The organism is Herbaspirillum aquaticum (genome assembly GCF_002213425.1).
Taxonomy (GTDB): domain Bacteria; phylum Pseudomonadota; class Gammaproteobacteria; order Burkholderiales; family Burkholderiaceae_D; genus Herbaspirillum; species Herbaspirillum aquaticum.
The window spans coordinates 121,620-135,878 of record NZ_NJGV01000004.1; the positions used below are offsets into that span (position 1 = coordinate 121,620).

General features: G+C 59.0%; 14 protein-coding genes. 10 read left to right on the forward strand and 4 right to left on the reverse strand.

All coding sequences use genetic code 11. From position 1 onward, the window contains the following. Positions 1-11 precede the first annotated feature (11 nt). The 4 genes from CEJ45_RS05145 to CEJ45_RS05160 all read left to right on the forward strand — a co-directional run bounded on the left by CEJ45_RS05145 (position 12) and on the right by CEJ45_RS05160 (position 4,491). Positions 12-1,019, forward strand: coding sequence for an FAD:protein FMN transferase (locus tag CEJ45_RS05145; protein ID WP_088754133.1), 1,008 nt, complete (start codon positions 12-14; stop codon positions 1,017-1,019). Positions 1,020-1,027: 8 nt separating this feature from the next. Next, entirely contained in the window at positions 1,028-2,533 is a 1,506-nt protein-coding gene (locus CEJ45_RS05150) for a sulfite reductase subunit alpha (RefSeq protein ID WP_187697631.1), read from the forward strand. Between the two features lie 149 nt (positions 2,534-2,682). Next, positions 2,683-4,032, forward strand: a complete 1,350-nt coding sequence (gene paeA, locus CEJ45_RS05155) for a polyamine export protein PaeA (RefSeq protein ID WP_187697632.1) — start codon at positions 2,683-2,685, stop codon at positions 4,030-4,032. Positions 4,033-4,296: 264 nt separating this feature from the next. Further along, positions 4,297-4,491 (forward strand): DUF1289 domain-containing protein, encoded by a 195-nt coding sequence (locus tag CEJ45_RS05160; RefSeq protein WP_154132345.1) that lies wholly within the window; start codon positions 4,297-4,299, stop codon positions 4,489-4,491. 26 nt (positions 4,492-4,517) lie between these two features. On the opposite strand, the gene CEJ45_RS05165 is transcribed toward CEJ45_RS05160, so the two are convergent. After that, entirely contained in the window at positions 4,518-4,928 is a 411-nt protein-coding gene (locus tag CEJ45_RS05165) for an NINE protein (RefSeq protein WP_088754136.1), read from the reverse strand. 346 nt (positions 4,929-5,274) lie between these two features. Here CEJ45_RS05165 and CEJ45_RS05170 point away from each other — a divergent pair, with 346 nt between their 5' ends. After that, positions 5,275-6,609 carry an MFS transporter gene (locus CEJ45_RS05170; RefSeq protein WP_088754305.1) on the forward strand — a complete coding sequence of 445 codons (1,335 nt, stop codon included), beginning with the start codon at positions 5,275-5,277 and terminating at the stop codon, positions 6,607-6,609. A 57-nt stretch (positions 6,610-6,666) separates the two neighbouring features. Continuing rightward, positions 6,667-7,383 (forward strand): DUF4197 domain-containing protein, encoded by a 717-nt coding sequence (locus CEJ45_RS05175; RefSeq protein ID WP_420913281.1) that lies wholly within the window; start codon positions 6,667-6,669, stop codon positions 7,381-7,383. A 55-nt stretch (positions 7,384-7,438) separates the two neighbouring features. Here the strand turns inward: CEJ45_RS05175 and CEJ45_RS05180 are convergent, their stop codons facing one another. The 3 genes from CEJ45_RS05180 to CEJ45_RS05185 all read right to left on the reverse strand — a co-directional run bounded on the left by CEJ45_RS05180 (position 7,439) and on the right by CEJ45_RS05185 (position 9,820). Beyond that, complete coding sequence (locus CEJ45_RS05180) at positions 7,439-8,149, reverse strand: class I SAM-dependent methyltransferase (RefSeq protein ID WP_088754138.1); 711 nt, start codon at positions 8,147-8,149, stop codon at positions 7,439-7,441. Further along, positions 8,146-8,733: a hypothetical protein gene (locus tag CEJ45_RS24470; RefSeq protein ID WP_141106961.1), complete on the reverse strand. Its 588-nt coding sequence runs from the start codon at positions 8,731-8,733 to the stop codon at positions 8,146-8,148. Before CEJ45_RS24470 ends, CEJ45_RS05180 begins: the two co-directional genes overlap by 4 nt. A 145-nt stretch (positions 8,734-8,878) precedes the next feature. Further along, positions 8,879-9,820 carry a 5'-nucleotidase gene (locus CEJ45_RS05185; RefSeq protein ID WP_088754139.1) on the reverse strand — a complete coding sequence of 314 codons (942 nt, stop codon included), beginning with the start codon at positions 9,818-9,820 and terminating at the stop codon, positions 8,879-8,881. An 858-nt stretch (positions 9,821-10,678) separates the two neighbouring features. On the opposite strand from CEJ45_RS05185, the gene CEJ45_RS05190 reads away from it, so the two are divergent. The 4 genes from CEJ45_RS05190 to CEJ45_RS05205 all read left to right on the forward strand — a co-directional run bounded on the left by CEJ45_RS05190 (position 10,679) and on the right by CEJ45_RS05205 (position 14,170). Next, positions 10,679-11,392 (forward strand): ABC transporter permease, encoded by a 714-nt coding sequence (locus CEJ45_RS05190; protein WP_088754140.1) that lies wholly within the window; start codon positions 10,679-10,681, stop codon positions 11,390-11,392. A 72-nt stretch (positions 11,393-11,464) separates the two neighbouring features. Then, on the forward strand, positions 11,465-12,379 hold the full coding sequence (locus CEJ45_RS05195; protein ID WP_088754141.1) for a glycine betaine ABC transporter substrate-binding protein: 915 nt from the start codon (positions 11,465-11,467) through the stop codon (positions 12,377-12,379). Positions 12,380-12,389: 10 nt separating this feature from the next. Further along, positions 12,390-13,040: an ABC transporter permease gene (locus CEJ45_RS05200; protein WP_088754142.1), complete on the forward strand. Its 651-nt coding sequence runs from the start codon at positions 12,390-12,392 to the stop codon at positions 13,038-13,040. Continuing rightward, positions 13,037-14,170, forward strand: a complete 1,134-nt coding sequence (locus CEJ45_RS05205; protein WP_088754143.1) for an ABC transporter ATP-binding protein — start codon at positions 13,037-13,039, stop codon at positions 14,168-14,170. The genes CEJ45_RS05200 and CEJ45_RS05205 overlap by 4 nt, the downstream gene beginning before the upstream one ends. Positions 14,171-14,259: the final 89 nt, after the last annotated feature.

A 14,259-nucleotide genomic window follows, 5' to 3' on the forward strand; every position in this document is an offset into this window, starting at 1 on the left:
CGAAGATGACGATGTCCCACCGCGTCCTGATCCCCGTCGACCTGCAAGCCCCGTCCATCCTGCCGCCCGGTGTGGCGCTGCGGCGCCTGTCCGGCCAGACCATGGGCACCACCTGGAGCGTGCAGGCACTGGCCCCGCGCAGCCTCACGCAGGAGACGGTTGAAGCGGCCATCGCGTCCCGGTTGCAGCGGGTCATCGACGAGATGAGTACCTGGGAAGCCGATTCCCTCATCAGCCGTTTCAACCGCGCCCCTGCCGGCAGCTGGCATGCCTTGCCGGAGGACTTCTTCACCGTGCTGGACGCCGCGCTGACCATGGCCACAGATAGCGCCGGTGCCTTCGATCCCACGGTCGGTCCGCTGGTGGACTTGTGGGGTTTCGGCGCGGGCAGCGTGCCGCGGGACGCATTGCGCCTGCCTGACCCGGCCCTGCTGGCATCGACCCGCCAGCGCTGTGGCTGGCAGCGCATCCTGCTTGACCGGGCAGGGCGCAAGGTGCAGCAGGCAGGGGGCGTGCATCTGGATTTTTCCGGGATCGCCAAGGGATACGCGGTGGACCTGGTCGCGCAGGCGCTGCGCGAGTGCGGCTGCGTGAGCTGGCTGGCCGAGGTTGGCGGCGAGCTGGTGGGCGAGGGCGTCAAGGCCGATGGCCAACCCTGGTGGGTGGCGCTGGAACGCCCGCCCCAGGATGACAGCCCCGCCATGGTCGTGGCCTTGCACGGCCTGGCCATCGCCACCTCGGGTGACTATCGCCGCTACGTCGATCACGATGGCCAGCGCTATGCGCACACCATCGATCCCCGTACCGGTACACCTGTGCGCAGTGCACTGGCCTCTGTCACGGTACTGCACCGGCAATGCATGGTGGCCGATGCCCTGGCGACCGTGTTGACTGTACTGGGGGAGGAGGCCGGACTGTCCTTTGCCCGTGAACGCGGGATTGCCGCTCTTTTCATCACCCGCGAAGACGATGTCTTCCGCGAGACCCTCACCCCGGCCCTGGCCGCCATGCTGGAGTGAGCCAGACCATGCAGACCCGTTACCTGATGGCCGCGCTGGTGGCGCTGACTTACCTGGTGTTCTGCGTGATGACCTTCCTCCGGCATCGTCGCGCGCAGCAGTTGCAGCAAGTCGAGTGGGGCACTGTACAGGCCACTGGCCCGCAAACCGTACTGGTGGTTTTTGCCAGCCAGACCGGTACAGCTGAGCAACTGGCCTGGCAGACCGCGCAAAGTTTGCGCTCAGGTGGCCTGGTGGTGCGCGTGCTGCCGGCCGGACAGTTGACCGATGCCGACCTGCAGGCGACGCGCCTGGCCCTGTTCGTGGCCAGCACCACAGGCGAGGGCGATGCTCCCGACGATGCCTCCGCACTGGCCCGCCAGCTGGGCAGCAGCGACAGCGCCGCTTTGCCGGACCTGCGTTTCGGCGTGCTGGCCCTGGGCGACCGCAGTTATCAGCAATACTGCGCGTTCGGCCATGCGCTGCACGCCTGGCTGTGCCGCCGCCACGCGCAGCCGCTGTTCGATGCCATCGAGGTGGACAACGGCGATGAAGGCGCGCTGCGGCATTGGCAGCACCAACTGGGTGTCTTGAGCGGCCACAGCGATGAAGCCGACTGGAGCGCACCCGCTTATGGCCGCTGGCGCCTGGCCGACCGGCGCGTGCTCAATCCGGGCAGCCAGGGGGATCCGGTGTTTCACCTGAGCCTGACGCCGCTCGACCTGCCCTCGCCAGAGTGGCAGGCCGGTGATATCGCCGAGATCGGGCCGCAGAACAGCGTGGCTGCCGTGGATGCCTTCCTCGATGCGATCGGCCGCCAGGGCCAATCCCTGCGTGCTGCACTGGCCACGCGGCTGCTGCCGCACGAGGCCGGCCAGCTCGCCGCAGTGCGCAGCCTGCCAGATCCGGAATTGCTGGCCGCCTTGCCGGCGCTGCCGCATCGCGCCTATTCGATTGCCTCGCTGCCCGCCGATGGTGCGCTGGAACTGATGGTGCGCCTGATGCACCTGCCCGACGGCCGCGCCGGCCTGGGTTCCGGCTGGCTGGGGCTGCATGCACAGCCAGGGCAGGAGATCGCCCTGCGCGTGCGCAGCAACCGCAGTTTCCATGGTCCTGGCGATGATCGCCCGCTGATCCTGATCGGCAACGGCACCGGCCTGGCCGGCCTGCGTGCGCATCTGCGCGAGCGTGTGGCGGCGGGGCAGCGGCGCAACTGGCTGTTGTTCGGTGAGCGCTCGCGTCAATACGATTTCTTCCATCAGCAGGAACTGCAGGACTGGCAGGCCCAAGGCTGGCTGCAACGGCTGGACCTGGCCTTCTCGCGCGACCAGCCCGAGCGCATCTATGTGCAGCACAAGCTGCGCGAAGCCGCTGATGTCCTGCGGCAATGGGTGCAAGAAGGCGCCAGCCTCTACGTCTGCGGCAGCCTGCAGGGCATGGCCGGCGGCGTGGCCCTGGCGCTGCAGGAGATTCTGGGCGAACACGTCCTGCAGGCGCTGGCCGAAGAAGGGCGTTACCGGCGCGACGTCTATTGAGGCGATGACCGATGGTTGTGGTGGAGGACCCTGCCGCGTGGCCGGCAGGATGCTTCATTGCGCCCTTGATTGGCGTGAATTTGCTTTTTCTCCCCGTTGCGCGAGAGAATGTCACGTCAAATCAATGAGATAAGAACAACATGAACAACATGAGCATATTCACCAGTCTGCTGCTGATCCTGCTCCTGGTCGTGGTCAGCGCCTTTCTTTCCTGCGCCGAGATCTCCATTGCCGCCTCGCGCAAGATCCGTCTTGAGATGATGTCCAAGGAAGGCGTACACAACGCCGACCGTGTCCTCTCGCTGCAAGCCCAGCCGGGCAATTTCTTCACGGTGGTGCAGATCGGCCTGAACGCCGTGGCCATCCTGGGCGGTGTGGTGGGCGAGCCGGCGCTCACGCCGCACATGCGCGAGATCGTCAGCACCTTCTACGTCGGCCCGATGCTGGAAAACATCAGTTTCGCCATGTCCTTCCTGGTGGTGACGGCCTTCTTCATCCTCTTTGCCGACCTCATGCCCAAGCGCCTGGCCATGGCCGCCCCGGAGCGCGCTGCGGTCGCCCTGGTGCAGCCCATGCTGCTGCTGGAAACGCTGTTCAGGCCGCTGGTGTGGTTCTTCAACAGTCTGTCGAAGTGGATCTTCACGCTGTTTGGTCTGCCGCAGGTGCGCCAGGACGTGATCACCCCCAGCGAGATCCACGCCATGGTCGATGCGGGCGCGCAGGCCGGGGTGCTGCTGACGCAAGAGCATCACCTGATCGAGAACGTGTTCGAGCTGGAAAGCCGCTACGTGCCCTCGGCCATGACGCCGCGCGACAGCATCGTCTATTTCCTGCTGACCGACAGCGAAGACATGATCCGCCAGAAGATCATCGATCACCCGCATTCACGCTTCCTGGTCTGCGATGGCCACATCGACGCGGTGCTGGGCTATATCGACAGCAAGGATGTGCTGAAGCGCCTGCTCAAGGGTGAACAATTCTCCCTGGCCGACAAGGGCCTGGTGCATACGCCGCTGTCCATCCCCGACTCCCTGAACCTGTGGGAAGTGCTGGAACGCATGAAGGCCATGGATGAAGACCTGGCCATCGTGGTCAACGAATATGCCCTGGTCGTTGGCATCATCAGCATCACCGACGTGACCGGCGTCTTGATGGGCAACCTGCTGGCCATCACCGAGGAAGAGCAGCAGATCGTGCGGCGCGATGAGAACTCCTGGCTCATGGATGGCTTGACGCCCTTGAACGATGTCATGAACGAACTGGACATCGACGAATATCCCAACCCGGTGGGCTATGAGACCTTGTCGGGCTTCATCATGTACATGCTGCGCAAGATTCCGAAGAAGACCGATTTCGTGCTCTTCTCGGATTTCAAGTTCGAGGTGGTGGACATCGAGGGCAATCGCATCAACCAGTTGCTGGTGACGCGCTTCAAGCAAGACAAATCGGAAAAATCGGACAAATCTGATAAGAAGGAGCCATCCGGCAAAACGGAATAGTAGTCCAGCACAAATCAAAGCCGATTTTTCAGAGTTTTCCTATGCCCATGGGCGCCATAAACCCGGATACTCCCGTCCAGTCGCTTGCTTGAAAGACTGGTACTCGGGGAAAGCAGGCGGCTGCAACACCTGTAGCAAAGTAGTAACCGTAGCAGAGGTAGTCGTGGGCTGGCCCGCATCCGCAAGGATGCGGGCCTTTTTCATGGGGCGCGGCGCCAGCAGGCTTTCCGGCATTGCAGTACAGTCAGCACTGGTTGAACATGAATGAAGTGGAATCCGGAAGTGGCAAAAGACGTCAAGAGCCCCTGTGTCTCGCTGTGCAAGCTCAAGCACGAAGTCTGTACCGGCTGCGGCCGCACCCGGGATGAAATCAAGGATTGGAAATCGATGAAGCGCAAGGAGCAGCTCCACACCGTGGAGCTGGCCGCCAAGCGCATGAAGGCATTGAAGAAGAAGTAGGGCAGCCGGGCAGGCTGCCGGCGGGATCAGGCGCGTGCGCCGTGATTGCGTTCGGAGACCTGGGCGTTGAGCGTCCAGAAGTCGTAGAGCACGCCCAGCAGGAAGAAGCCGCCGGTGAAGAAGTAGACGATGCCGGTGATCCACTTGCCGATGTACATCCGATGGACGCCGAAGATGCCCAGGAAGGTCAGCAGCAGCCAGGCCACCGAATAATTGATCTCGCCAGCCACGAAGCGGCGGTCGGCTTCGCGGTCCATGGACGGGATCAGGAACAGGTCGACGATCCAGCCGATGCCCAGCAGGCCCAGCGTAAAGAACCAGATCGTGCCGGTGACGGGTTTGCCGTAGTAGAAGCGGTGCGCGCCGAGAAATCCGAAGATCCAGAGCAGATAGCCCAGGGTTTTGCTGTGGGTGTTGTTGTTGATGTTGTTGTTCATCCAGGCTCCAAATGAGGGTGAGGCAGGAAATACGGTGATATGAAGATTGTTGCGCACGATCAGCCGTGCTGCATTGTGACATGGGCACATCCGTAAAGTGCCCTTTGCGCAGGGTGAAGCAACTTGTCAGAGGGCGGCTGCTTGTCGGCCAAAGTCTTCACATCGTTGTGGCAATCCGACGGCTTGCCCGCAAGAAAAGGCCAACTGGTATAAACTGTTCCCCTTCAGGAGGCCGTGAAACGAAGAGCCTCCCTGGAATTTCGCCACTGTCATCCGCCTTGTTGCCCCGTTGCCTACCGTGCGACCCTCGCTGCTCATTCCGCTCATTGTCGGCTGTGCGCTGTTCATGGAAAACATGGACGCCACCGTGCTGGCCACCTCGCTCCCCGCGCTTGCACGGGATCTCAACCAGGACCCGATCACCCTGAAACTGGCCATGACCGCCTATGTCGCGGCGCTGGGCGTGTTCATCCCGATCTCGGGCTGGATGGCCGACAAGCTGGGCGCGCGCAAGGTGTTCAGCTGGGCCATGATCGTCTTCATGACCGGCTCCATCCTGTGTGCCGTCTCGGGTTCCCTGGTGACCTTCGTGGCGGCGCGCTTCCTGCAGGGCATCGGCGGGGCCATGATGGTGCCGGTGGGGCGGGTCATCATCGCCCGTTCGGTGGACAAATCCGAGCTGGTCAAGGCGGTCAGCTACCTCACCCTGCCGGCGCTCTTGGGGCCGGTGGTCGGGCCACTCCTGGGCGGCTTCCTCACGACCTATTTCCATTGGCGCTGGGTGTTCCTGATCAACATCCCGTTCTGCTTCCTGGGCCTGTACCTGTCGCATCGCTTCATCCAGAATTTCAAGGAAGACGATCCGGCACCACTCGATGTGAAGGGTTTTGTACTCACCTCGGTGGGGGCGGCCATGATCATGCTGGGTCTGTCGCTCTTCGGCAGCCACCTGGTCGATGGCGCCACGCCGGTGGCCATGTGTTCCATCGGTGCCGTCGCGCTGGTGATGTACTACCGCCATTCCACCCAGATCCCGTATCCGCTGCTGGACTTTCGCCTGCTGCGCATCCCCACGCTGCATGCCAGCGTGGTGGGTGGCTCGCTGTTTCGCATCGGCTTGGGTGCGGTGCCGTTCCTGCTGCCGCTGGCCTTGCAGGAAGGGCTGGGCATGACCGCCTTCCAGGCGGGCAGCATCACCTGTGCTTCGGCATTCGGTTCGCTCTTCATTCGCTTGCTGGCCAGCCGGGTGCTGCGTCGTTATGGCTTCCGTACCGTGCTGATGGTCAATGCGGTGTTTGCCGGCATCGCGCTGGCGGCTTACGGCATCTTCAGCATGCATACGCCTTATCTGCTCATCGTCACCATCGTGTTGATGGGTGGCGTGTTCCCGGCGCTGCAATTCACCTGCCTCAACTCGATCGCCTATGCTGACATCGACAGCCGCGACGCCGGCCGCGTCACCAGCCTGGCCAGCGTCATCCAGCAAGTCTCGCTGGGCCTGGGCGTGACGGTGGCCGGGATCGTGCTGCAACTGTCGAACCACCTGCAGGGCCATGCCACCATCGTCGAGGCTGATTTCTGGCCAGCCTTCCTGGTCATCGGCCTGTTCTCGGTGGCTTCGGTGCCGATCAGCGGCAGGCTGCCGCACAACGCCGGGCTGGAGCTGTCGCGCGGGAAGTGAGCGTGGGCAGCGGGCCGGGCTGCTATCATCCCGGCATCCTGAACCCTGGAGTCGCGCATGTCCGTTTCCCCGTTCCCCATGTCCCCCGTTTTCGCACTGCGCCGCACGTTGGCGGCCAGTCTCTTGTTGGCCTCTTGCGGCGCCTTCGCCTTTTCACTCTCCGACCTCAGCAACCAGGACGCTACCGCCGGCCTGAAGGCCGCGCTGGAGAAGGGCGCCAATACCGCCGTGGCCAACCTGGGGCGGCCCAATGGCTTCCTCGGCAATGACAAGGTCAAGATCCAGTTGCCCGGTGCCCTGGAGCAGGCCATGCCGCTCTTGCGCATGACCGGCATGGGCGGCCAGGTCGATGGCCTGGTGGCCGACATGAACCACGCCGCCGAGGCGGCCGTGCCGATGGCCAAGCCGCTGCTGGTCAATGCGGTCAAGTCGATGTCGGTCGCCGATGCCAAGAACATCCTGGCCGGCGGCGATACTTCCGTCACCGACTTCTTCCGCCAGAAAACCTCGGGCGAACTGGCCGTGAAGTTCCTGCCCATCGTCAAGCAGATCACCGACAAGAATGGCCTCTCCGGACGCTACAACGCCGTCATGGGCCAGGTCGCCAAATCCGGGCTGGTGAGCGCAGAGCAGGGCACCGTGGAAGGCTATGTCACCCAGCGTGCGCTCGATGGCCTGTTCCTGATGATCGGCGAGGAAGAAAAAGCCATCCGCAAGGATCCGGTCGGCACCGGCAGCGCCATTCTCGGCAAGGTGTTTGGCGCCATGCGCTGACAGCGCTCCTGGTCGGGGTCGATAGCTTGATATTTGCCATCGATTTCTGGGTGATTCAAACCGCCCGAGCCTTTATCAAAATAAACCTGGGGAGGCGAAAGCCTCGTCCTGTAAGTTCTGTGACTTCCTCGATATGAAAGCTACTTGCGAGAAGGGTTGAGAGATATTGATCAAGCGGGTGATGGAAGTGAGTGGTCATCATATTGCTGTTCTCACTCTGGATTTTGAAATCGCCTTCGACGGCAAATGATTTCTGATAGTTGAAGCGTGGATCGGAAGCATATCCCCAATATAGTGGCCAAAAGCATGGATGAGGGATGGTAAAAATAAACAATGCATTCCTTTTTAAGATTTTTCGTGATGCAGAAATAAAAGATTGCAGCTCAGGGGAGCTGCTTGCCGCCATGTTGGAAATGGCGAGATCAAATTTTTTACTCTTTTTTGAAAAGGTTTCTACAGCCTCCGGAATATATCTAATGCGTTCGTCCTTATTGTTGATTTTTCCAATGCAGATTGACTCATGACTTGGATCAATGCCCACGATTACTTCGGCGTATTGTGCTGCGCGTCGGGTCAGCCAGCCAGTGCCACATCCAATGTCAACTAATGATCGAACTCTGGGTAAAGTATTTAGAATTGCGGGAGCAAGAACGAAATTTGCGCTGTGATCCTTGCCGGTCCGAACTTGCTCGTCTCTAATTGCTGCAATGGAGTCCCATTCACGGACGATTCTTGACAAGCTTTTGGTTTTTCGTAAGTTGATCATTTGAATTTTTTTATGGTCCGGACCAAATCGAGAGCCAAAGCGTAAGTTGGATGAGATGAATCTAGTTCCTCAATTACATGTGGCTCGTTTGGCTTCTTGCTGCCTATGGCGACGTAAGAAGATGTTGCATTACCTGCATTTACGATTGTGAATCTGGTAAGTGGATCAAAACCAAATGATCCGTATTCGATTATCGTTGCACCGGCTTTTGCCAGCCTTTGTAAGTCTGGGGTGGTCTTGTGCACGAAGAACGTTATCTCTCCATTTTTGGATTTTTCTTCCAAAAGGGGCCATATAAGGTCATCGGAAATCCAGCTCGCATCGCGAGAGCAAATTTCACAAAAGCCGCTCTTTTTTAGCATGGAATGCATATATTTATTGATGGCAATATTGTCCGAATATTTTTTCACTCCTCGTCGGCGGGCTTCGCGAATATCAAAAAATGCTGCCCCAGTGAAGATGATTAAAATTACGACTAGGACAAATATTTGCAGAGGAGATAAATTATCTTTGTAGGGATAAAGGGTGAAAAATAGACCGATGAGTGAAGCGGCCGCAGCCAACCAGTTTAAAAATGCTCTCATTAACAACCTCCCCTGATTTTTTTTTCGAATTATTTTCTAACTGAAATTATTTAATTAATTAGATTTCTAGAAGGTCCTCTCCTAGCAAATCTGATTTTCCCTGAATTCACTTCTATTGCGCTGGTAATGATTATGTAATTGAAAATCACGAATTTCTGTTCGTTATTCCGAAAGGGATATGCACTGAAGGTGCGACTTGAGCAACTGATGTTAAGTGGCCGGATTGGTCGTCGAAAAAGATGTGTGGCCGCAAAACTCCAAGTACTTTACCTTTCTCTATCCCTCCGAGGAAAAATGCATCGTTCGCCATGACCCCCCAACTTTTTAGAGTATTCAGCGCCCTTTCGTGAGAGGGAGCATTGCGAGCGGTAACGATAGACACCCGAAGACGGTTTTCGTACCTTGGATCGCTCCTCTTGCGGTTCTCTTCTACAGACTGGATCGTCGATATCCTAATCAGAAATTCCTTAAGAGGGCCGGGATTGTGAGGCTGCATAACATTCAGCGTCTCGTGACTATGAAATTTCTGTAGATCTCTGGTTTCTTGCATCACGGTTTCGGATTCGTCATCGGCTAGTACACCGTCGAAGTCAAATGCGATCCTCAGTCCATCATCATCATCATCATCGACGACCGATGATTTCATCGCATGACCAGCAGGTAGATTTAGCTTAATTGCAGCATCGATGTCTGACCGATTCCCAGAAAGGAAAAGGGATATATTGAGTGCGGGAATATACTCATATGGACTTTGGCCTTGCATGAAAATCGCACGCGTGATGCCGAGCTCATAGTGCGCAATTGTCCTCATAACTCTTAGGCCAGTGTCCGGATCGTTCTTCGAAAGAAGAACTACTTCCACCAGAGGATCATTAATTGGGTCGCTGCTTAGATCGTTGAGGGACAGTAACCGTCTTATAAAAGAAAAAGCGATTCCCTTTGGTAGCGGGTTATTTAAATTCGATTCTTGAAAGATTCTGTATTGTTCCTCTCCTTTTTCTCTGAAAACGGAATCAGATTCGGTCAGATCAAACATCGCACTTGAGGCAACTCCGATTACAAGTCGCTTATTTAGGTCATAAGGCATATATATGATTTCTAGGGTAGACGCCACTAGCCAAGAATTGTGTCTTCTCGTCGCCCCCAAGCGACGAGATTGTCAAGAAATAGTAACTCGAAAGGAAATATTTTTGTTTCGTTCGTGAGTTTGGGAAGGCGTTGCCCATTCCGGATCTCAATGCGTGGCTCTTTGAATAGAGGAAAAGGTTAAGTTGGGGACTCTATAGAATCGGTCTTATAGCGGCATAGCACGGAACCGATAAGTGAACCATTGAGCGGGAATCCGAATTTTAGTGAGCAGGCATCAATTCCGCATTTTTAAAAAATTTCGCCGGTCTCGACAAGAGGTCCGGCGATTTTTTTTGCTTCATGTTGCTCAATAGTCAAGCTCGGCGGGAGCCGCTTGTGGCAAGGGATAGCGCCGAGCTGGCGGTTTTCAGGATGACCGCTTTTAACGACATATTGACCGCCGTTCGGAACTTTTAAAAGTGCTTCAGATCTGTAAGTTATCGATTCACATTGCTACATTGCTGGACAGCATTAAGCGATTGCTTTAAACTATCGTTTCTTCGCGCCATCTTGGTCGCGAGATCACTTGTTCAACAACGACTCTTAGCAGTGTCCGATCCGCAGTGTGCGGGTTGTCCGAATTTCCGGCTGGCAGCGCGAACGCCCTCCCGTTCTCCACGGTGAACCGTTCCCATCCCTGTCCGGTGTGCACTATGCCGAGGCTGGCTTCATCGCTTCGGTTTCATCGCTGCCCTTGTAGCTTTCGGTTCGCATCCAAACGATACGCCCAACGGGGCAAGCGAACCTCTTAAAACTTGATCCCAGAAACCCGTCGTCGCGGCGTCATGTCGCCTCGGCTATACCAACAGGGGGTAACATGACACGTGTTCGTCACGTCTTCGCCGGCGCGCTCGGTTTTGCGCTGGTTATTGCAGGCCTGGTCTGGTGGATCGGTCCGGACGTCATCCAGAAGTATCGCGGTGACCTGGTCTACTACACCGGCAAGCACCTGGAACTGGTCTTCAGTTCGATGGCGCTGGCCCTGCTCACCGGCATTCCGGCTGGTATCGCGCTGTCCCGCCCGGGCGCGCAACGCAGTGCAGAGAAGTTCATCCAGATCTTCAACATCGGCAACACCATTCCCTCCATCGCCGTGCTGGCGCTGGCATTGGCCGCCTTCGGCATCGGCAATGGCCCGACCATCCTGGCCCTGTGGCTGGCGTCGTTGCTGCCCATCGTGCGCAACACCTACGAGGGCTTGAAGAACGTGCCGGCCGCCATGAAGGAAGCTGCGCGCGGCATCGGCATGAAGCCGCACCAGATCCTGTTGCGCGTGGAGTTGCCCAATGCGCTGCCCATCATCGTGGGTGGCGTGCGTACTTCGCTGGCGATCAACGTTGGTACCGCGCCGCTGTCGATGCTGATCGGCGGCGAGAGCCTGGGTGGCCTGATTTTCCCCGGCATCTACCTGAACAATCACGGCCAGCTGCTGCTGGGCGCTGCCGCTACCGCCTTGCTGGCGCTGGTGCTGGATGCCCTGGTGACCTCGCTGTCGGGTTTCTACCTGGCGCGTCGCGGGCTGCGCACCTGATCCGGCAGCTCATTCCCATCACAAGAACGACCGCACGCCAGCCCTTTCCGGCACAGCGGTAGAGAGGAAAGCATGACAAAGAAGACCATCGCGAAATATGCCTTGTGCGCCCTGGCGCTGGGCCTGGCCATGTTCGGCACGGCGCGTGCCCAGGCCCAGAACCTGGTCATCGGCGGCAAGAACTTCACCGAGCAGTTGCTGCTCTCGGACATGACCGCCCAATACCTGCGCGCCAAGGGCTACGACACCGACCTCAAGAACGGCCTTGGCACCACGCTGATGCGCTCGGCGCTGGAGAGCGGCCAGATCGACATCGTCTGGGATTACACAGGCACCGCCCTGATCGTCTACAACCACATCGAGGACAAGCTTGATCCCGACCAGATCTACCAGAAGGTCAAGGACCTGGACGCCCCGCGCGGGCTGACCTGGCTGAACCAGTCGGAACTGAACAACACCTATGCCTTCGCCATGCCGCGTGAAATGGCCGAGAAGTACCACATCCGTTCACTGCAGGATCTCGCCAACCGCATCAACGAGGATGAAAAGGAAGGCGGCAAACAGCACCTGCTGGGCGTGGACTATGAATTCGCCTCCCGTCCCGACGGCCTGGGCCCGATGCAGGAGCTGTATGGCTTCAAGCTGGATCGCAGCGAAGTCAAGCAGATGGACCCCGGCCTGGTCTACACGGCCCTGAAGAACGAACAATTGTTCGTCGGCCTGACCTATGCCTCGGATGGCCGCATCAAGGGTTTCGACCTGCAGCTGCTGGATGACGACAAGGGATACTTTGCCGCCTACAAGGCCACCCCGGTGGTGCGCCAGGACATCCTGGAAAAGAACCCCAAGCTGGCCGAGCAGTTGAACGCCCTGGCCGCCAAGATCGACACGGCGACCATGACCGAACTGAACAAGCGCGTCGACATCGACCAGGAGCCGGTGGCCAAGGTGGCATCTGATTTCCTCAAGCAAGCCGGCCTGATCTGAGGAGGGGACCATGAACATCTTCCAATACCTGCATTCGGACTGGCGCAACATCCTTGACCTGACCCTGCAACACCTTGAACTGGTGGGCATCGCGGTGAGCCTGGCCATTGCCATCGGTGTGCCGCTGGGCATCCTGATCGTGCGGGTGCGCTGGCTGGCCGGTCCCCTGATGGGGCTGGCGACCATCGTGCTGACGCTGCCTTCCATTGCGCTGTTCGGCCTGATGATCCCGGTGTTCTCGCAATTCGGCGCCGGCATCGGCCCCTTGCCGGCCATTACCGCCGTGTTCCTGTATTCGCTGCTGCCGATCATGCGCAACACCTACCTGGCGCTGGAGAACATCGAAGCCGGCATCAAGGAAGCCGGCATCGGCATCGGCATGACCTTCTGGCAGCGCCTGCGCATGGTGGACCTGCCGCTGGCCGTGCCGGTGATCCTGGGCGGCGTGCGCACGGCGGTGGTGATGAACATCGGCGTCATGGCCATTGCGGCCGTCATTGGCGCCGGCGGGCTGGGCGTGCTGATCCTGCATGCGATCAGCCAGAGCAACATGCAAAAACTCGTGGTGGGCGCGGTGATGATCAGCGTGCTGGCCATCATCGCGGACACCCTGCTGCAACGTCTGCAGAAAATCCTGACACCGAAAGGAGTACAAAAATGATCGAACTGGACCAACTGAGCAAGACCTACACTCAAAAGGATGGCACGCAGGTCAAGGCGGTGGATGCCGTCAGCCTGAAGGTGGCTGAAGGGGAGATCTGCGTCTTCCTCGGCCCGTCGGGGTGCGGCAAGACCACCACCCTCAAGATGATCAATCGCCTGATCAACCCGACCTCCGGCCGCGTGCTGCTGGACGGCCAGGACACCTCCGGCATCGATGAAGTGGAACTGCGCCGCCATATCGGCTACGTGATCCAGCAGATCGGCCTGTTCCCCAACATGACCATCGAAGAAAACATCACCATCGTCCCGCGCCTGCTGGGTTGGGACAAGAAGCGCTGCCAGGAGCGTGCCACCGAACTGATGGCCATGGTGGCGCTGGACCCGAAGAAATTCTTGAAGCGCTATCCGCGTGAGTTGTCCGGCGGCCAGCAGCAGCGTATCGGCGTCATCCGCGCACTGGCGGCCGATGCCCCTGTGCTGCTGATGGATGAACCGTTTGGCGCGGTCGACCCGATCAACCGCGAATCGATCCAGAACGAGTTCTTCCAGATGCAGCGCCAGCTGAACAAGACCGTCATCATGGTCAGCCACGACATCGACGAAGCCATCAAGCTGGGCGACAAGGTGGCCGTGTTCCGCGCCGGCAAGCTGGTGCAGTTCGATAACCCGGACACCTTGCTGGCCCGTCCCAAGGATGATTTCGTGAGCGCCTTCGTGGGCCAGGATCACACCTTGAAGCGCCTGCTGCTGGTGCGTGCCGGCGAGGCCGCGACCACCCCGGCCACGGCCCAGCCGGATGTGTCCTGCGACCAGGCGCTGGCGCTGATGGATGACCAGGATTCGCGCTACCTGACCATCATCGATGCCGACAACCGTGCGCTGGGTTACCTGACCCGCCGCGACGTGCGTGGCAACACGGGGGTGGCCGAGGATATGGTGCGTCCCTTCACCATGAATGCCGATCCGGACGAGAACCTGCGCGTGGTGCTCTCCAAGATGTACAAGCACAGCACCAGCTGGATGCCGGTCATCGCCAACGATGGCAGCTATGTGGGTGAGGTGACTCAGGATTCCATTGCCAGCTATCTCAGCTCCGGCAAGTCGCGCGGCATGGCGATGGCGGCTTGATGGTCCATGGCCGGGCCCCGTACTGGGCGCGGCCAAGCGGCTGGATGAAAGATTCTTCATCCCGAGCCCGTCCAGGGCCGGGCCTGAAG

What these genes read in the sequence shown, in the direction of transcription:
- CEJ45_RS05180 (WP_088754138.1), bottom strand. Translation starts at nt 8,149, where the DNA reads ATGATCAACTTACGAAAAACCAAAAGCTTGTCAAGAATCGTCCGTGAA.
- CEJ45_RS05170 (WP_088754305.1), top strand. Translation starts at nt 5,275, where the DNA reads ATGGAAAACATGGACGCCACCGTGCTGGCCACCTCGCTCCCCGCGCTT.
- CEJ45_RS05165 (WP_088754136.1), bottom strand. Translation starts at nt 4,928, where the DNA reads ATGAACAACAACATCAACAACAACACCCACAGCAAAACCCTGGGCTAT.
- paeA (WP_187697632.1), top strand. Translation starts at nt 2,683, where the DNA reads ATGAGCATATTCACCAGTCTGCTGCTGATCCTGCTCCTGGTCGTGGTC.
- CEJ45_RS05190 (WP_088754140.1), top strand. Translation starts at nt 10,679, where the DNA reads ATGACACGTGTTCGTCACGTCTTCGCCGGCGCGCTCGGTTTTGCGCTG.
- CEJ45_RS05200 (WP_088754142.1), top strand. Translation starts at nt 12,390, where the DNA reads ATGAACATCTTCCAATACCTGCATTCGGACTGGCGCAACATCCTTGAC.
- CEJ45_RS24470 (WP_141106961.1), bottom strand. Translation starts at nt 8,733, where the DNA reads ATGAGAGCATTTTTAAACTGGTTGGCTGCGGCCGCTTCACTCATCGGT.
- CEJ45_RS05160 (WP_154132345.1), top strand. Translation starts at nt 4,297, where the DNA reads ATGAAGTGGAATCCGGAAGTGGCAAAAGACGTCAAGAGCCCCTGTGTC.
- CEJ45_RS05185 (WP_088754139.1), bottom strand. Translation starts at nt 9,820, where the DNA reads ATGCCTTATGACCTAAATAAGCGACTTGTAATCGGAGTTGCCTCAAGT.
- CEJ45_RS05175 (WP_420913281.1), top strand. Translation starts at nt 6,667, where the DNA reads ATGTCCGTTTCCCCGTTCCCCATGTCCCCCGTTTTCGCACTGCGCCGC.
- CEJ45_RS05145 (WP_088754133.1), top strand. Translation starts at nt 12, where the DNA reads ATGTCCCACCGCGTCCTGATCCCCGTCGACCTGCAAGCCCCGTCCATC.
- CEJ45_RS05150 (WP_187697631.1), top strand. Translation starts at nt 1,028, where the DNA reads ATGCAGACCCGTTACCTGATGGCCGCGCTGGTGGCGCTGACTTACCTG.
- CEJ45_RS05205 (WP_088754143.1), top strand. Translation starts at nt 13,037, where the DNA reads ATGATCGAACTGGACCAACTGAGCAAGACCTACACTCAAAAGGATGGC.
- CEJ45_RS05195 (WP_088754141.1), top strand. Translation starts at nt 11,465, where the DNA reads ATGACAAAGAAGACCATCGCGAAATATGCCTTGTGCGCCCTGGCGCTG.